The sequence below is a fragment of the Rhodococcus rhodochrous genome (assembly GCF_900187265.1).
Lineage (GTDB): Bacteria > Actinomycetota > Actinomycetes > Mycobacteriales > Mycobacteriaceae > Rhodococcus > Rhodococcus rhodochrous.
In genome coordinates, this window is sequence record NZ_LT906450.1 from 5,204,647 (window position 1) to 5,222,230 (window position 17,584).

At 67.0% G+C, this 17,584-nt stretch carries 18 protein-coding genes; 8 read left to right on the forward strand and 10 right to left on the reverse strand.

Features of this window, described 5'->3' with window-relative positions; translation table 11 throughout:
- Nucleotides 1–74: 74 nt before the first annotated feature.
- From CKW34_RS23880 to CKW34_RS23890, 3 genes are read right to left on the reverse strand one after another with little or no spacing between them, the layout of a single operon-like run.
- Nucleotides 75–833, reverse strand: a complete 759-nt coding sequence (locus tag CKW34_RS23880) for an SDR family oxidoreductase (protein ID WP_059381884.1) — start codon at nt 831–833, stop codon at nt 75–77.
- Nucleotides 830–1,903 (reverse strand): phosphotransferase family protein, encoded by a 1,074-nt coding sequence (locus CKW34_RS23885; protein WP_059381885.1) that lies wholly within the window; start codon nt 1,901–1,903, stop codon nt 830–832. Before CKW34_RS23885 ends, CKW34_RS23880 begins: the two co-directional genes overlap by 4 nt.
- A gap of 16 nt (nt 1,904–1,919) precedes the next feature.
- Complete coding sequence (locus CKW34_RS23890) at nt 1,920–3,152, reverse strand: acyl-CoA dehydrogenase family protein (RefSeq protein ID WP_059381886.1); 1,233 nt, start codon at nt 3,150–3,152, stop codon at nt 1,920–1,922.
- A gap of 81 nt (nt 3,153–3,233) precedes the next feature.
- Here CKW34_RS23890 and CKW34_RS23895 point away from each other — a divergent pair, with 81 nt between their 5' ends.
- Nucleotides 3,234–3,821: a TetR/AcrR family transcriptional regulator gene (locus CKW34_RS23895; RefSeq protein WP_059381887.1), complete on the forward strand. Its 588-nt coding sequence runs from the start codon at nt 3,234–3,236 to the stop codon at nt 3,819–3,821.
- A 97-nt stretch (nt 3,822–3,918) separates the two neighbouring features.
- Here CKW34_RS23895 and CKW34_RS23900 read toward each other — a convergent pair whose 3' ends face one another.
- The 7 genes from CKW34_RS23900 to CKW34_RS23930 form a co-directional block, all read right to left on the reverse strand.
- Nucleotides 3,919–6,048 carry a transglycosylase domain-containing protein gene (locus tag CKW34_RS23900; protein WP_059381888.1) on the reverse strand — a complete coding sequence of 710 codons (2,130 nt, stop codon included), beginning with the start codon at nt 6,046–6,048 and terminating at the stop codon, nt 3,919–3,921.
- A 169-nt stretch (nt 6,049–6,217) separates the two neighbouring features.
- Nucleotides 6,218–6,409 (reverse strand): hypothetical protein, encoded by a 192-nt coding sequence (locus CKW34_RS23905; protein WP_059381889.1) that lies wholly within the window; start codon nt 6,407–6,409, stop codon nt 6,218–6,220.
- Entirely contained in the window at nt 6,406–7,227 is an 822-nt protein-coding gene (locus tag CKW34_RS23910; RefSeq protein WP_059381978.1) for a carbohydrate ABC transporter permease, read from the reverse strand. The genes CKW34_RS23905 and CKW34_RS23910 overlap by 4 nt, the downstream gene beginning before the upstream one ends.
- Nucleotides 7,228–7,310: 83 nt before the next feature.
- A complete protein-coding gene (locus CKW34_RS23915; protein WP_059381890.1) occupies nt 7,311–8,384 on the reverse strand; it encodes a carbohydrate ABC transporter permease in 1,074 nt (357 codons plus the stop codon).
- A gap of 17 nt (nt 8,385–8,401) precedes the next feature.
- Nucleotides 8,402–9,685: an ABC transporter substrate-binding protein gene (locus CKW34_RS23920; RefSeq protein ID WP_059381891.1), complete on the reverse strand. Its 1,284-nt coding sequence runs from the start codon at nt 9,683–9,685 to the stop codon at nt 8,402–8,404.
- A 157-nt stretch (nt 9,686–9,842) separates the two neighbouring features.
- Nucleotides 9,843–10,916, reverse strand: coding sequence for an ABC transporter ATP-binding protein (locus CKW34_RS23925; RefSeq protein ID WP_059381892.1), 1,074 nt, complete (start codon nt 10,914–10,916; stop codon nt 9,843–9,845).
- Between the two features lie 47 nt (nt 10,917–10,963).
- Complete coding sequence (locus tag CKW34_RS23930; protein ID WP_059381893.1) at nt 10,964–12,418, reverse strand: alanine/glycine:cation symporter family protein; 1,455 nt, start codon at nt 12,416–12,418, stop codon at nt 10,964–10,966.
- Nucleotides 12,419–12,515: 97 nt separating this feature from the next.
- Here CKW34_RS23930 and CKW34_RS23935 point away from each other — a divergent pair, with 97 nt between their 5' ends.
- The 7 genes from CKW34_RS23935 to CKW34_RS23965 all read left to right on the forward strand — a co-directional run bounded on the left by CKW34_RS23935 (nt 12,516) and on the right by CKW34_RS23965 (nt 17,582).
- Complete coding sequence (locus tag CKW34_RS23935; RefSeq protein ID WP_059381979.1) at nt 12,516–13,325, forward strand: DUF2786 domain-containing protein; 810 nt, start codon at nt 12,516–12,518, stop codon at nt 13,323–13,325.
- The gene (locus tag CKW34_RS23940) at nt 13,322–13,849 is read left to right on the forward strand and encodes a TIGR04338 family metallohydrolase (protein ID WP_059381894.1); all 528 of its coding nucleotides are present in this window, start codon (nt 13,322–13,324) and stop codon (nt 13,847–13,849) included. Before CKW34_RS23935 ends, CKW34_RS23940 begins: the two co-directional genes overlap by 4 nt.
- Nucleotides 13,850–14,139: 290 nt before the next feature.
- A complete protein-coding gene (locus CKW34_RS23945; RefSeq protein WP_059381895.1) occupies nt 14,140–14,784 on the forward strand; it encodes a hypothetical protein in 645 nt (214 codons plus the stop codon).
- A gap of 5 nt (nt 14,785–14,789) precedes the next feature.
- On the forward strand, nt 14,790–16,103 hold the full coding sequence (locus CKW34_RS23950; RefSeq protein WP_059381896.1) for an SRPBCC family protein: 1,314 nt from the start codon (nt 14,790–14,792) through the stop codon (nt 16,101–16,103).
- Entirely contained in the window at nt 16,100–16,513 is a 414-nt protein-coding gene (gvpJ, locus tag CKW34_RS23955; protein WP_059381897.1) for a gas vesicle protein GvpJ, read from the forward strand. The genes CKW34_RS23950 and gvpJ overlap by 4 nt, the downstream gene beginning before the upstream one ends.
- Nucleotides 16,513–17,325: a GvpL/GvpF family gas vesicle protein gene (locus tag CKW34_RS23960; protein WP_059381898.1), complete on the forward strand. Its 813-nt coding sequence runs from the start codon at nt 16,513–16,515 to the stop codon at nt 17,323–17,325. Before gvpJ ends, CKW34_RS23960 begins: the two co-directional genes overlap by 1 nt.
- Nucleotides 17,326–17,327: 2 nt before the next feature.
- A complete protein-coding gene (locus CKW34_RS23965; protein WP_059381899.1) occupies nt 17,328–17,582 on the forward strand; it encodes a gas vesicle protein GvpG in 255 nt (84 codons plus the stop codon).
- The last annotated feature ends 2 nt before the right edge of the window (nt 17,583–17,584 follow it).

Here is a 17,584-nt window from a genome sequence, read left to right on the forward strand (position 1 = left end):
ATTTCCGACGAAGGCCGCATCCCTCACCGGGATGCGGCCTTCGTCGTTCCTGTTGAACGGGTTCCGGACCCTGCCTACGCCATCTTCCGGATCACCGACAGCGGCAGCACCTTCATCGCGTAGCCGAGCGGAATCCACGGCCAGCCCGGAACGTACGCCTTGGACGGTTCCTTCTCGATCGCAGCCGCCAGTGCGCGACAACCTGTTTCGGTGTCGACGATGAACGGGACCTTCTTCACCTTCTCGTTGATCTCCGACCGGATGTAGCCGGGGAAGATCGTGCTCACCGAGATGTCGGTGTCCGCCAGATCGGCTCGCATCCCTTCACCGAGCGAGGCGACGGCGGCCTTCGACGCGGCGTAGGTCGTCAGGTTGCGCGGCATGCCCCGCAACGCGCTCATGGACGAGATGAGCACGACGTGCCCGCGTCCCCGGGGTCGCATGAGCTCGAGGGCCGCTTCGCTCTGCGCCAGTGCACCGAGGAAGTTGGTGTTCGCGGTCTGGACGTTCGCGCGGAAGTAGCCGGTACCGAGGGGTTGTCCCTTGCCGAGGCCGGCGTTGACGATCACCCGGTCGAGACCACCGAGTTCCTCGTCGAACTCGCGGAAGACGGTGAACACGTCGTCGTGCTCGTTCACATCGAGGGCACGCACGCTCACGGTGATACCCGGGTGTGCGGCGAGCAGTTCGGCCCGCAGCTCCTCCAGTCGTTCGACGCGGCGTGCGGCGAGCGCCAGATTCCTTCCTCGCGCGGCGAATTCACGCGCCATACCGGCACCGAGCCCGGAACTCGCACCGGTGATGAGGATGTTCCGTCGCTGCGGGCGGCTCATCGGCTCTCCTTCTCGTATCGATCGATCAATGCACTGCAACGGGATTCGAGGTAGCCGACCACTATCCAAAAGTCCTTGAAGGCCGGATTGGTGGTGTGGCCGTGGTGGTAGCGGTAGTAGATCTGCTGGGCGATCACGGCGAGGCGGAACAGTCCGAACACCTCGTAGAATCCCCAGCCGTCCACCGGCAGTCCGGTTCGCTCGGAATAGTATTCGACGATCTCCTGCCGGGTGAGCATGCCGGGGAGATCGGACGGTTGCCGCTTCGTCAGCAGCAGCATGTCGTCGTCGTCCGCCTGGACCCAGTAGGCGAGCGAGGAGCCGAGGTCCATCAGGGGGTCGCCGATGGTGGCCAGCTCCCAGTCGAGTACCGCGACCGGCTTCAGCGGATCGTTCTCGTCGAGCACGATGTTGTCGAGCCGGAAGTCGCCGTGGATCACGGTCTGCGCGACGTCCTGCGGTTGCCGCGCCGCCAGCCACTCGGTGACGCGGGCGAAGTCGGGGACGTTGTCGGTGCGGGCCTTGGCATAGCGCGACGTCCAGCCCGCGACCTGCCGTGCGACGTAACCGGATCCGCGACCCAGCTCGGACAGTCCGGCGGACTCCGGATCGATGCCGTGCAGTTCGACGAGCAGGTCGACGATGCGCAGGCACAGGGTGCGGGTGTCCGCTTCAGAGAGGTCGAGCTTCGTGGGCGGATTCGTGCGCAGGATGGTGCCGGGAACCCGGTCCATGACGTAGAAGTCGCTGCCGAGCACGCTGTGATCGGTGCACAGACCGACCATGGTGGGCACGTACGGGTAGACCGGCGCGAGCATCGACTGGATGCGGTATTCGCGTGCCATGTCGTGCCCCGACGACGGCTTCGCCCCGGCCGGTGGGCGGCGCAGCACGAGATCACGATCCGGATAGCGCAGCAGGTAGGTCAGATTGGATGCGCCGCCGGAGAACTGGCGAACCTCCGGCACCCCTGTGATGCCGGCGTTCTCGGTGAGCCAGGCCGCGACCGCGCCGACGTCGAAGGCGTCCTCGTCGCGAACGGTGCGGGCGTTGTCGGGAAGTGTGGTCATCGTCGAAAAATCCCTCTCACGCGTACTTGCCGAGTTCGAACCGGGCGACGAGCCCCTGGTGCACCTCGTCGGGCCCGTCGGCGAGACGTAGTGCTCGCGCCGCCGTCCACGCCCCGGCGAGCGGGAAGTCGTCGGAAAGCCCACCGCCGCCGTGGATCTGGATGGCGAAATCGACGATCTGCTGGGTGACGCGCGGTGCGACGACCTTGATCTCCGAGACCGCCGAGCGCGCCCCTGCGAGTCCCTGCGTGTCGAGCAGCCAGGCCGCATGCAGGACGAGCAGTCGCAGCTGGTTGATCGCGATGCGGGCGTCGGCGATGCGTTCGCGGTTGCCGCCGAGGTTGATGATCGGCTTGCCGAAGGCGGTGCGCTCGAGACCACGGCGGCACGCGAGTTCGAGGGTGTGCTCGGCCAGCCCGACGAGGCGCATGCAGTGGTGGATACGACCGGGACCGAGGCGGCCCTGCGCGATCTCGAATCCTCGTCCGGGACCGGCGATGACGGCGTCGAGCGGCAGCCGGACGTCGGTGAAGGACACCTCACCGTGGCCGCTGGGCTCGTCGAAGAAGCCCATGGTGGGGAGCATGCGTTCGACCTCGACACCCGGGGTGTCGAAGGGCACGAGGACCATCGAATGTCGCTGGTACTTGTGGGCTTCCGGATCGGTGAGGCCCATGAAGATGAGCACCTTGCAGTCGGGATGGCCGACGCCGGTGCTCCACCACTTGCGGCCGTTGAGCACGATCTCGTCGCCCTCGACCACGGCGGTCGCGGCCATGTTCGTCGCGTCCGACGACGCGACCTCGGGTTCGGTCATGCAGAAGGCCGAACGGATCTCGCCGTCGAGGAGGGGACGCAGCCACTGTTCCTTCTGCGCCTCGCTGCCGTAGTGGTAGAGGACCTCCATGTTGCCGGTGTCGGGGGCGTCGCAGTTGAACACCGCGGAGGCGAACTGCGAGCGGCCCATCTCCTCGGCGAGCGGGGCGTATTCGACGTTCGACAGTCCGGCACCGAGTTCGGCGTCGGGCAGGAAGAGGTTCCACAGGCCTTCGGCGCGGGCCTTGCGCTGCAGCTCGCGGAATTCGGGGGAGACGGCCCACCTCTCGGCGGCGTCGATGTCGCGTCGTCCCTCTCCGGTGGTGCGTCGCTCGGCCCGCAGTCGCTGTTCGACGGGCGTGACCTCTGCGGCGATGAACGCTCGGAGGCGTTCGAGATAGTCGCGACTGCGCTCGGACTGTGCGAAATCCATCGGGTGCCTTCCGTCGAGTTCGACCGGGAATCTGCCCGGTCGGGCGGTCGTAACTGAGCGATGCTCAGTTAGGCTATCGGTGTGAGCACCCCGCGACAAGAGGCTCCCAAGGGACGGCGTCGTCTGCCGCCCGAGGAACGTCGACGGCAACTCGTGGCGATCGGGCTGCAGGAACTGTCGACGCGCCCGATCCACGCTCTGTCGATCGACCGCGTCGCCGAGATCGCCGGCATCTCCCGCGGCCTGCTGTTCCGCTACTTCCCCACGAAGCAGGACTTCTACGTCGCCGTCGTCGGCGCCGCGTCACGCCGGTTGCTCCGCGCGGCGGATCCCGATCCGGACGAGCAGGATCCGCTCCGGGCGGTGCTGCAGCCGTTCGTGTCGTTCATCGACCGTCACGGTGACAACTACCAGGCGTTCTTCCACAGCGGCGTCGGCTCGGATCCCCAGATCCGCGACATCCACGACTCGATGCGCGACACCATGGTCGAGCGGGTCGTCGCGGCGCTGGGCTGCGACGACACCCCCGTCACCCGCATGCGGCTGCGGGCGTGGTGGGCACTCGTCGAGTCGCTGGCGATCGACCGGTTCCACGAAGGCACGCCGAGCATCGACGAGATCGTCGACTATTCGGCCGCCCTGCTGCCGACGGTGCTGACCGGGCCGTAGACGAATCACGTCGTCGACGACGAAGGGGAGGTTGTGTGCGTCCCCGGTCGGGAGAACGCACACAACCTCCCCCTCGACGAACGAGTGGACTCCCCCTCTACAAGCCGGGGATCTGGATCGTCACGCCGGGGAACACCTCGATCTGCGAGGGCACCTGGACCGGCAGGTCGACCGGCGGCGCCGGAATCGTGATCGGCGGCAGGTTCGACAGGTCGGGCAGCTGGAAGGTCGGCGGCGGGGCAGTGGTGGTGGTCTCGATACCGGCGTCCTTCGGGACACCCGCCTGACCACCGATCGGTGCCGGCCACGGGAAGCTTTCGACGGGTGTGCCCTCGAGCGCGCCGTCCATCGTTCCCTTCCAGATGTCCGACGGCAGTCCGGAACCGTAGATCGACCCACCCCAGCTGTTGGTGATCGGCCCGGCGTCGGGGGTGCCCATCCACACGGCCGTCGACAGCGACGGCGTGTACCCGACCATCCAGGCGTCCTTGTTCAGCCCGGTGTCACCGAGCTGCGTGGTACCGGTCTTCGACGCCGACGGCCGGCCACCGGCGAGCGCATGCCCGCGCGAGTAGGCGGCGATCGGCATCATGGCCTGGGTCGCGTTGTCGGCGACCGCGGCATCGAAGCGCTGCTCGCCGGGGGACGCCGGTCGATCGAGGAGCACGACACCGTCGGCCGTGACGACCTTCTGCACGAAGTACGGCTCGTGGAAGACACCGGACGCGGCGATCGTCGCGTAGGCGGAGGCCATGTCGATGACACGTGCCTGGTACTGGCCGAGGACGATGCCGCCCTCCGGAGGACCGCCGTTCTCGCTCAGCGTCTGCCCCTCGACGCCGGGGATCGTCAGCGGGATTCCTGCTGCGTGCGCGGCGTCGGCGATCTTCTGCGGGCCGTTCGACATGGACATCATGAGCCGATAGAAGCTCGTGTTCAGCGACCGCTTGAGTGCCTCGGCGATCGTGCAGCGTCCACACGACTCGCCCTCGACGTTGCCGATGCGGATGTTGCCCACCGTGAGCGGGGAGCTGTCGAAGCGCGCGTTGAGGCCGATCCCGTCGTCGAGTGCGGCGAGCAGGCCGAACACCTTGAACGCCGACCCGGTCTGGACGGGTGCCTGCGCGAAGTCGAAGCCGGCGCCGTCCTCACCGCCGTAATAGGCGCGCACGGCACCGGAGCGGGGATCGACCGAGACCACCGCGGTGCGCAGCTCCCCGGGCTCGCCGGACAGCGTGGACCGGGCGGCGTCGATCGCCGCCTGCTGGGCCTTCAGATCGATGGTGGTGGTGATGCGCAGGCCCTCGGTGTTGAGGTCCTGTTCGCTGATCCCCGCCGCGGACAGCTCGCGCAGCACTTGCGTACGGATGTGTCCTTCCGGACCCGTCGCCTCGGTGGCCAATACAAGGGTGTCCGACGGCACCGTCGGGGGGAACACCTGCTCCGACCGCTCGGAGGGGTCGAGGACGTCCATCTCGACCATGCCGTCGAGCACGTAGTTCCAGCGCTCCTCGATGGCCGGCAGGTTGTACTCGGGGTCGAGCGACGACGGCGTCTGGATCACCCCGGCCAGGACAGCGCCCTCGGAGACCGACAGTTCCTCGACGGGCTTGCCGAAGTACGCCTGCGACGCCGCGCCGATGCCGTAGGCGCCGCGACCGAAGTAGATGGTGTTGAGATACGCCTCGAGGATCTCGTCCTTCGACCACTGTCGCGCCATCTTGGTGGAGATGACGAGCTCGCGCATCTTGCGTTCGAGCGTGCGATCGGCGCCGACGAGCACGTTCTTGACGTACTGCTGGGTGATCGTGGACCCACCGCCGGCGGTGTCCTTGCCCATGACGTTGTCGCGGGCCGCGCGCGCGAAACCGGTGATCGAGAAACCGGGATTGCTGTAGAAGTTGCGGTCCTCCGCCGACAGCACGGCGTTGCGGACGTGCTCGGGGATCTGCGCGATACCGACCTCGAGACGGTTGCCCTCCGGCGGGACGACCCGCGTGATCTCGGTGGCGTCGTCGGACGCGTAGATCCTCGCGAGCTGGTTCGTCTTCATGTCCGCCGGGGTCGGCACCTTCGCCGAGTAGTAGGCGGAGGCGAAGATTCCGAGCGGTACGAGCACGGCGAGAACGAACGCGACGAGTACGGCGTAGCGAACGATGCGTCCCCTTCGCTTCTTCGCTGCGGCCGCGGCGGCGCGCGAGGATGTCGACCTTTTGGGGCTCGTCACTCGTTCCACTTTCTCGGTACCGGTAATCCGGACGGGAGGGTCTCCCGCCCACCGTATGGTACGGAAACGACCGCAGGACGCCTCCGGAACACCGCTTCGGTGCTCCTTCTCACGTCACGACAGAGTCGATCCGATCGGCGTCGATCCGATCGGCGTCATTCCGATCGCGTCATTCCGATCGGCGCCACGCGCGGAACGCGAACCCCCACATCACGACGAATGCGAGCAGCACGAGGGACGGCACGATGCCGGGTTGCGGCGACGTCAGCTCGGCGACGGCGGAGATCACGGCCATCACCGTGAACACCGTGAGCAGGCCGAGCAGCATCTCGAGTCGGTTCCGGCGCGGAACCTTCCTCACGACTTGACGCCACCCGCGGTCAGACCCGAGATGATGCGTCGCTGGAAGATCAGCACCATCACCACGAGCGGCACCATGACGAGCGTGCCGCCGGCCATGATCGACGCGTACGGGGTGACGTACGGGTCGGTACCGGTGAACCGTGCCATCGCGACCGTCACCGGGGCCGTGCTCTCGCTCGACAGCTGCGACATCAGCAGGTACTCGTTGACGGTCGCGATGAAGGCGAGGATCGCCGTGGTGAACAACGCGGGTGCCGCGAGCGGCAGCATGACCAGGCGGAACGCCTGCCCGCGCGTCGCACCGTCCATCCGGGCGGCCTCCTCGAGTTCCCACGGCAGCTCGGAGAAGAACGAGGTGAGCGTGTAGACGGTCAGCGGCAGCACGAACGAGATGTTCGGGATGATCAGCGCCTGGTACTTGCCGATCCAGCCGATGTCGGTGAACAACTGGAACAGCGGCGTCACGAGCGCGACGACCGGGAACATCGACGCGCCGAGGATGAGGCCGGTGACGAAGTACTTGCCGCGGAACTCGAACCGCGACAGCGCGTAGGCGGTGAACACGCCGAGCAGCAGCGCGACCGCCGTGGTGGCACCGGCGATGATGACGCTGTTGAGCAGCGCCCGCGAGAAGTTGACCTTGGCGTCGGGGTCGAGCGCGTCGGCGAAGTTCTGCAGCGTCGGGTTCGACGGCCACAGGGTCGTGCTGAACGTCTCCGACGGGTCGCGCAGGGCGGTGACGATCATCCAGTAACAGGGAGCCAGGCCCCACACGACGATCAGCGCGACACCCACGTAGGTGCCGACCGTGCTCATCCTGCGCTTGAACGGCACCTTGCGGGACTGCACCGGCGTGGGCTCGGGCTCCGGCTGGATCCGGGGAATCTCGGTGGTGACGGTCATACGACCTCCCCCTTACGCTGCTTCTCCTGCGTACTCACCGCGTTGGCGCCGAGGAACCGCACCAGCACGAAGGCGACGGCGAAGATGAGCAGGAAGGTGATCGTCGACAGGGCCGACGCGGAGTTCGAGCCCTGACGCATCTGGTCGACGACGAGCACCGAGATCGTGGACGTCGCGGGATTCGACCCCATCATGATCGCGGGCAGGTCGTACATGCGCAGCGCGTCCATGGTGCGGAACAGGATCGCCACCATGAGGGCGGGCTTCACCAGCGGCAGCGTGATCATCTTGAATCGCTGCCAGGCGTTCGCGCCGTCGACCTTCGCGGCCTCGTAGACGTCCTGCGGGATCATCTGCAGGCCGGCGAGGATGAGCAGCGCCATGAACGGCGCCGTCTTCCACACGTCGGCGACGATGATCGCGAAGCGCGCCGGCCACGGATCGGCGGTCCACAGGTAGTCGGTGCCGAGCAGTTTGTTGGCGGCACCGTCGTTGGCGAAGATGAAGAACCACAGCTTGGCGGTGACGGCGGTGGGGATCGCCCACGGCACCAGCACCGAGGCGCGCAGCAGGCCGCGGCCCCGGAACGACTTGGCCATCACGACCGCCATCGCGAAACCGATCACCGTCTCGAGCGAGACCGTGACGACGGTGAAGAAAAAGGTGTTGAAGATCGACTGCCAGAACTGGGAGCCGAGGGTGCCCGGGGGGCACGGAATCGAACCGGTGGCGGTATTGCAGGTCTGGGTGATCCAGCGCGTGTAGTTCTCGATCCCCACGAAACCACCGGTGACGAACCGGCCCGTCTCGGGATCGAGTCGCTTCGAGTCACCGTGCAGCGACATCCACACCGCTCGTCCGAGCGGGTACAGGATGATCACGGCCAGGACGAGCATCGACGGTGCGACGAACATCCATACCGGGACCTTGCGCCGCGTCTCCACCGCCGCGGCGGGAGGCGCGGGCACGCGGTGACGTCCGCCGACACGTCCGCGGTCGGGACCGGGGACGGTCCCGACCGCGGGGGCGTGTGGCGGATCCGCGGGATTGTCGACCTGCGGGTCAGCCATGTACTGCTCCTAGAGCATCAGTTGCCGGCGGTCTCGATGCCGGCCTTGGTGTCGTCCAGCGCCTGCTGGACGGTCTTCTCGCCACGGATCGCAGCGTAGGCGTTGTCGGAGATCGCCTTCGACACGGCCGAGTAGTACGGCGACGCCGGACGCGGCTTGGCGGCCTCGAGGACCTCCTTCAGCGTCGAGAAGTAGGGGTACTGCTCGAGGATGGAGGCGTCGTCGTAGACCTCGGCGAGAACCGGGGCGCCGCCCGCTTCCGCGTAGTACATCTGCGACTGGCGGGTCTGCATGAACTCGAGGAAGTCACGCGCGGTGGCGGGAGCATCCGAGAACGCGCTGATGCCGACGTTGTAGCCGCCGAGCGTCGAGACGCCGGGGCCGTCGATGCCGGGCAGGACGGCGATGCCGTAGTTGCCGGCGACCGACGAGGTCTCACCGTCGGTGTAGAAGCCGGGCCACGTGCGCAGGAACAGTGCCTCGCCGTTGCCGAAGGCGGTCTGCGACTCGCCCTCGGTGTAGGTCTGCGCGGCGGCCGGGATGATGCCGTCCTCGAAGTTGTCGACGATGAACTGCAGGCCCTCGGCCGTCTTGTCGTCGATGGCCGGGGTCAGGCCGTCCTCGGCGACGAAGGAGCCACCGAAGGCGTTGACGATCTCGGTGACGTTGACCGTCAGGCCTTCGTAGTTCTTGAACTGACCGATGTAGCAGGCGATACCCGCCTCCTCGGCCTTCGGGCACTCGGCCTTCAGGTCGTCCCAGGTCGCGGGCGCCTCGTCGACGAGGTCGGTGCGGTAGTAGAGGAACGCGCCGTTCGTGTTCTTCGGGGCGGCGTACAGGGTGCCGTTGTAGGTGCCCGACTCGACGGTCGCGGGCAGCACGCCCTCGGTGTCGATCTCCAGGTCGCCCTCGAGGGGGAGCAGCCAGCCGTTCGCGGCGAACTCCGCGGTGTTGGTGACGTCGACGGCGATGAGGTCGTACTCGTCGCTCTTGGCCTGCATGCGCTGAGCGATGTCGTCGTACTGGTCGTTGGCCTCCTTGGCCAGCGGCTTGAACGTCACCTGCTCGTCGGGATGCTCGGCGTTCCAGTCGGCGATGATGCTCTCGAGTGCCGTGTTCAGGGGATCCTGCCCCTCGACGATCGTGATCGGGCCGCGGCCCTCGGCGGACGCAGCGGTACCCTCGCTGCCGCTCGAGGTGTCGTCGCCACCGTCGTCCGACGAGCAGCCGGCGAGAACGAGCGCGGTCGCGGCCGTAGCGGCGATCGCAGCCCTCCGCATCGCCTTCGTATTCAGAACCATCAACAACTCCCCATTCGAGGTCGAAAAACACACGTCGGTGACCCTGGTGCACCGACACCGGCCACTACTGTGGCACGCAGCACCGGTAAAAGTCGGCATTCCGCCCATCCTGAATCGGTCGAGTGTCGAGTGCACCGACCGATCACGGGAACGATCGTCAGCCGATCCGCTTCCCGTCGGACGTCCCGAAGACGTGCACGTGCTCGGGGTCGAAGCGCAGGTACAGCCGGTCGCCCTTCTGCGGAGGATTGCGCCAGTCGCTGCGCGCGACGATCTGCTGCACGATCCCGCCGACATCGGCCCGGCCGTAGACGTAGGCCTCCGAGCCGAGCTCCTCGACCACGTCGACGTCCATGGCCAGACCCTCGTTCGAGATCTCGAGGTGTTCGGGCCGGATACCGAGCACGACCTCCTTCTCGGTGACCTGACCGAGCACGTCGCGCGGCACCGGTACGTGGATGTCGCCGATCATCGCGCCGCGGTCGAAGACCGGGAGGCGGAAGAGGTTCATCGCGGGCGAGCCCATGAAGCCGGCGACGAAGACGTTCGCGGGCCGATTGTAGAGCACACGCGGCGATGCGCACTGCTGCAGGATGCCCTTCTCGAGCACCGCGACGCGGTCGCCCATCGTCATCGCCTCGACCTGGTCGTGGGTGACGTAGACGGTGGTGGTGCCGAGGCGGCGCTGCAACTGCGCGATCTGCGTGCGGGTCTGCACGCGGAGCTTGGCGTCGAGGTTCGACAGCGGCTCGTCCATGAGGAAGACCTGCGGCTGGCGGACGATGGCGCGGCCCATCGCGACGCGCTGACGCTGGCCGCCGGACAGTGCCTTGGGCTTGCGGTCGAGGAACTGTTCGAGGTCGAGCATCTTCGCGACCTCGACGACCCGCTCACGGATCTCGTTCTTCGGTGTCTTGGCCAGCTTCAGCGCGAAGCCCATGTTCTCCGCGACCGACATGTGCGGGTAGAGGGCGTAGTTCTGGAACACCATCGCGATGTCGCGTTCCTTCGGATCCTGCCCGGTGACGTCCTGGTCACCGATGAGGATGCGCCCGCTGTGCACCTCCTCGAGGCCGGCGAGCATGCGCAGCGAGGTCGACTTGCCGCAGCCCGACGGCCCGACCAGGACGAGGAATTCGCCGTCCTCGATCTCAAGGTCGAGCGCGTCGACCGCGGGCGTAGTCGAGCCGGGGAACAGGCACGTGGCCTTGTCGAAGGTCACCGACGCCATCTCGCAGATCCTTTCCGAAGCGGAACACGCTCGTGCGGTAGGGGAATCTACCGTGCGTCGCTCGATCGGTTCTCGACCGGCGTGATGTCGTCGTCGTTCCAGACCTGGATCCCCCGGACGCCCGGGACGTCACCGGCGTGGAAGACCGGATCACGGCCCTGCTTGCGCTGCGCGCTGTAGTGGTGGAACAGGGCGTAGGCGATACCCGACAGCGGGATCAGGGCGATGAGGTTGACGATGGCCATGACTCCCATGGCGAGGTCGGCCAGGGCCCACACCAGCGGCAGCGATCCGATGGCCCCGAGGAAGACGCACAGCACGACCGCCGACCGGAGGTAGGGCAGGATGCGGCGCGATCCGGTGAGGAACTCCATGTTGGATTCGCTGTAGTAGTAATTGCCGATCATCGAGGTGAACGCGAGGAAGAAGATCAGCACGGCGAGGAAGTGCACCGTCCAGTCGCCGAGCTGCAGCGCGAGCGCATTCTGCGTCAGGGCGGCGCCCTCGAGACCGCTGCCGAACTCGGGCTCCGACAGCAGGATGATGAAGGCCGTGATCGAACAGACCAGCAGGGTGTCGAAGTAGACGCCGAGGCTCTGGACCAGGCCCTGCTTGACCGGGTGGGAGACGGCGGCGGCGGCACCGGCGTTGGGGGCGGAGCCCATACCGGCCTCGTTCGAGAAGAGCCCTCGTCGGATGCCGTTCATGAAGGCGGCGCCGAAACCACCACCGACGATCTCCTCGAGACCGAAGGCGTTCTCGACGATGAGCCGGAAGACGGTCGGGACCTCACCGATGTTGAGGATCACGACGATGATGCCGATGACCAGGTAGACGAACGCCAGGACCGGCACGACGACCTGGGAGACGCCGGAGATGCGGCGGATCCCACCGAAGATCACCACGCCGACGAGGAGGGCGACGACCAGGCCCACGATCACCTGGAGGGCCGTGGTCTTCTCCCCGATGGAACCCGACACCGCATCGACGACCGAGTTGGTCTGCACCGCGTTGAACACGAAACCGTAGGTGATGGTGATGATGACCGCGAAGATCATGCCCATCCAGCGTTTCCGCAGCCCGTACTGCATGTAGTAGGCGGGGCCGCCGCGGAAGGTGCCGTCCTCGTCGCGCACCTTGTACAGCTGGGCGAGAGTGGACTCGAGGAAGGCGGTCGCCGCACCGATCAGGGCCATGGCCCACATCCAGAACACCGCTCCGGGACCACCGAGGCTGATCGCGATCGCGACACCGGCGACGTTGCCCGTTCCCACGCGGGAGGCGGCCGAGACGGAGAAGGCCCGGAATGCGGACAGGCCCGGTTCCCCGTTGGGTAGTTTCTCGGGTTTCTCCACGACGGAGCGCAGCATGTCGGGCAGGAGCCGGATCTGGATGAACCGGGACCGGAACGTGTAGTACAGACCTGAACCGATGAGCAGTGCGATCACCGCATACCAGAACGTGTCGTTGATATCGGTGACGAAATCGACCGCAGTGTCCATCTGCACGATCTTGGTGGGTCGCGGGTGGTTTCGCAGGAATTTCGTGCGTGTTCCCGGTCTCGCGGGCGGAGTCGGTGCCAGGCTCTACGCTCGCTGGGTGAGTTCGGACAAGATGTTGAGCCGTATCGGTGGGTTGCTCCGCCAGGCGGAGTCCACCGACAACCCTCACGAGGCCGACGCCTTCCTCGCCGCGGCACAGCGGCTCGCGACGTCCTCCTCGATCGATCTGGCGGTCGCGCGCAGCCACACGGCGGCGAAGGAACGTCGCGCGACTCCCGTGCAGCGACTGATCACCATCGGTGAGACGGGGAAGAAGGGACTGCGCACCTACGCCCAGTTGTTCATCGCGATCGCGGCGGCCAACGACGTGCAGTGCGACATCACCGCGAACTCCACCGTCATCTACGCCTACGGCTTCGCCGACGACATCGACGTGTGCGAGGCGCTGTACTCCTCTCTGCTCGTGCAGATGGTGCGGGCGTCCGACGCGTATCTGCGCGAGGGCACCTACCGGAACGAGACCACGGTGCGCACCGTCGTCGAGGAACGCGGCGGTCGCCGTGTGCACACACGCGTGCGCAAGCCCGTCGCCGCGGTGACGGCCCGGCTGAACTTCCAGTCGGCGTTCGCCGCCCGGATCGGCGCCCGGCTGACCGAGGCGAAGCAGGAGATCGAACGCGAGGTGGAAACATCCGCGCCCGGTACGGCGTTGGTGTTGCGTGGGAAGAGTCTGGAGCTCCAGGACTTCTACCGCAGTACGTCGGAGGCACGGGGCAGTTGGCGGGGCAACCGCGCACCGTCGGCGCGCTCGGCCGATGCCCGGCGCGCGGGCGACCGTGCCGGACGGGCGGCACGACTGGGAACGGCACCCGAACTGCCGTCGGCTCCGAGGAGGCTGGAACGGTGAGCAAGGTGCGCGATACCCGCAGAACCGCTGTGTACGAAGCGGAGTCGATCGTACGGAAGATGCTCGACCGCGCCGACGAGCGCGGGTTGCGGACCGTGGAGGTCGCCGGCTCCCACGTCACGCTCCCGGTCGAGAGACGGTTCGCCTCCATCGCCTCGGTCCAGGAGTACATCGACGCCGTGCTCGCCCTCGACTGGGTACGCGCCCGGTGGGAGCGCGCCGCCGTGCCGGTGCGCGTGCGGGCGCGGGCCGGCAACGCGGCCGCACACTACGAACGCGACTGCGCGACCATCGCCCTTCCCGAGCATCGGGCGAACACGGCGTGGGCGTTCCGCGAGATGGTGGTGTTGCACGAACTCGCGCACCACCTCGATCCGCACGATCCCGACGACGCCACCGAGGGTGCCCACGGGCCGGCCTTCGTCGAACGGTTTCTCGCCCTGGTCGGCGAAATCATCGGTCCGGAAGCAGCATTCGCGTTGCAGGCGACCGGGATCGCTACCCCGGCACATCCCCGTCGATAGTCTCCGGTTTCCGAAACCCTTACCGGCTCGAGAACCTTTCTTTGGCATCGCCGCCGACGACCGAGCCGGATCTGCAGCAATGCTCGTATCCTGCTGCATAACATACTGATTGGTCTTTCCGGGCCCGCCGTTCGCTCCGGGATCCGCGTGCCGACGAAGCATGCGAACCAAGGTCTCGAGTGACTTACTGTGGTTTGCATCACACAAAGACACGCGTCGGTTGCGTACCGAGACCTCCAAGCCCCTTCCGAACACGCCACACGACGCGCGGCATACGAAGGAGAACGGTGATGAAACCCGGAGCACGAGTCGCCCTCGGTGTGGGCATCGGATATTTCCTCGGCCGAACCAAGAAGATGCGGTTGGCCATGATGCTCGCCGGTGCCGGCATGACCGGCAAACTGCCCAGCAACCCCCAGGAACTCCTGCAGCGCAGCGCCTCGATGCTCGGCTCGTCTCCCGAGATCAACAAGATCACCGAATCCGTTCGCGGAGAACTCATGAACGCGGCGCGGGCCGCTGCCGTGACCGCGGCCAGCAACCGGATCGACGCCCTCAACGAACGTCTGCAGTCCCGCGCGAGCGGTGGCGGCGAGCGATCGGAGGACGAACCCGAGGACGCCGAGTACGAGGACGAGTACGACGAGCGCGACGAGGAACCGGAGTACGAGGCCGACGAGAGCGACGCCGCGCAGGACGAGACGGGCGACGACGAGGGCGCCGAGGAGGAGTCGGACACCGAACCCGAGCGCCCCGCACCCCGACGCCGCACCACCCGCGCGTCCTCCCGTCCGCGAACATCCCGCAGCAAGAAGGCATCCGACAGCGAGGACTCGGACGATTCGGACGAGGCACCGGCCAAGCCGCGTAAGCGCGCGGCGCGCAGCAGTGGCTCGTCGTCCGGCCGCGCCCCGGTCCGCCGAACGGGACGGTGAGGACGATGGCCAGGTCGAAGGGCGTCGCGGGCGGAGTCACCGACGCGGTGGGCAAGGCCGGGAAGACCGCTACCGATACCGCCGGTGAGGCCGGTCGCACCGCCACGGACACGGCGGGGAAGGCCACGGGCGGACTGACCGGTGGACTGCAGCAGTCGTTGCAGGGCCTCGCGGGGACGGTCGCCCAGAACGCGTTGTCGAGCCTGTCCGACAGGGTCACCGGCACGGCGGGACGATTACAGGATTACTCCGAGGGCAAGGGCGGGAACCTGGCCAGTGCGCTCACCGGTGTCGACAAGCTCGCTCAGGGCGAGTCGCCGTTGAAGGCGGCGGCAAGTTCGGGATTCGAGAACCTGAAGAACACCGCGAAGGACAAGTTCCAGGACGTCAAGGAGTCCGTCACCGGTGGTGGTGGAGGCAAGGGTGGGGGCGGTAAGAAGCTCAAGCTCACCAACATCGTCGAGAGCATCGACGTGGGCGTGCCGATCGACCTCGCCTACGACCTGTGGACCCAGTTTGCCGACTGGCCGAAGTTCATGAAGAAGGTCGAGCAGGTCGAACAGGTCGAGGACGAGAAGCTCCACTGGACCGGCAAGGTGTTCTGGTCGCGCCGGAACTGGGAGTCCACGATCCTCGAACAGGTGCCGTTCGAACGGATCGTGTGGCGTTCCAAGGGCGGCAAGGGCTACATCGACGGTGCGGTGACCTTCCACGAACTCACACCCGATCTCACCCGGATCCTCATGGTCCTCGAGTACCACCCCCGGGGTCTGTTCGAGCGCACCGCGAATCTGTGGCGGGCGGTCGGGCGCCGGTCACGCCTGGAGCTGAAGCACTTCCGGCGCTACGCCATGACCGAGGCCATCCTGCATCCCGATGACATCGTCGGCTGGCATGGCGAGATCCGCGAGAGCGAGGTCGTCAAGGACGACGAGACCGCGCGTCAGGAGGAAGAGGAGCGCGAACAGGAGGACGCCCGCGAGAACGGCGAGGAGGGGGTGACCGACACCTCCGGCGACGAGGACGAGATCCGCGACGAGGACGAGGATTTCGAGGAGGGTGAACCGTCCGAGGACGAGTACGAGGAGGAGTCGCCCGAAGACGCAAGCGACGAGGAGTCGCCCGAGGACGAGGAGGATCTCGAGGACGAGTATCCCGAAGAGGAGGACGAGACCGAGGAGGACGAGACCTCCGGCGAAGAACCCGACGACGAAGAGGACGAGCCCGAACCGCCTCGGAAACGCGCGCCCGCGAAGCGGACCCGCGCGACGAAGGCCACCGGTACGCGCTCGGCCCGCTCGAGAGGATCCCGGTCATGACCATCCAACCTGCAGGGGGCGGCGGCGGTGGAGGCGGCGGGGGCGGTATGGCCCGTCCCAATTCGTCCGGCCTCGCCGACGTCATCGACACGATCCTCGACAAGGGCCTCGTCATCGACGCGTTCGTGCGTGTCTCGCTCGTCGGTATCGAACTGCTCACCATCGACGCCCGCGTCGTCGTGGCCAGTGTCGACACCTACCTGCGTTTCGCGGAGGCGGTGAACCGGCTCGAGATCTCCGACAACGAGCCGAAGGGTCTTCCGGATCTCGTCGGCGACATCACTTCGGGCGGTTCCAAACACAAGACGAAGGGAGCACTCGAGGCTGCGGGGGAGAAGGTCAGCGAGTTCCTCGGGGACGTCCAGGAGCAGCGCGAGCCCGCTCGACGATCTCGCAGGGGTGAGGACTGATGTCGACCGGACAGACCGAACGGCCCGAGCAGGGCGACAACGACGAAACCGCCACGACCACTGCGGTCTACGTCTACGGGATCGTCCCGTCGGATGTGGAGCCGGAGGATCATGCGGAAGGGGTGGGTAATCCGCCGGCCGAGGTGTCGGTGGTCAGATCCGGTCGCGTCGCCGCACTGGTGAGCGAGATCCCCACCGATCGCGCCCTCGGCACACCGGACGATCTCAAGGCGCACGCCGAGTTGCTCGACGGGACCGTGACGGTCGCCCCCGTGCTCCCGTTGAGATTCGGGGCGGTCCTCACCGATCGGGATGCGGTGGCCGCGGAACTGCTCGAGGGGAACGAGGACGAACTCGCCTCGGCCCTCGACCAACTCGAAGGTCTCGCACAGTACGTCGTGAAGGGGCGCTACGTCGAGAAGACGATCCTGCAGGAGATCCTCGAGGAGAACTCCGAGGCGGCGCAGTTGCGGGAACAGCTCCGCGGGCAGTCCGAGGATGCGACCCGCGATGCGCGGATGGCGCTCGGAGAGATCATCAATGCGACGATCGAGGCCAAGCGCGCCGAGGACACCCGTCGCACGGTCGAGGCCCTGTCGTCGCTCGAACCGATGGTCAACGAGCGGCAGCCCACGCACGAGCAGGACGCCGTGCACATCGCCGTCCTCGTCGAACTCGAGCGGCAGGACGACCTCGAACAGGCTCTGCAGGAACTGGGCCGGGAGTGGGAGAACAGGGTCGAGTTCTCGTTGCTCGGTCCGATGGCGGCCTACGACTTCGTGGCGAAATCCGATCCCGGTGAAGGAGGTTGACGATGGGTCTGCTGACCTCCCTGCTCACGCTGCCCCTCGCTCCCGTCAAGGGAGTGATGTGGCTCGGAGAGGTCATCCAGGAGCAGGTCGAACAGCAACTGCACGACCCCGCCAACGTGCGGCGCGAACTCGAGGAGATCGAGGAAGCGGCGGAGGCGGGTGAGCTGACGCCCGAGGAGAAGGACGAGGCGCAGCAGGCCGTGCTGAACCGGATGATCTCCCGGGGCGGATCCGGCCCCGCCGAGGGAAAGGAGTGATC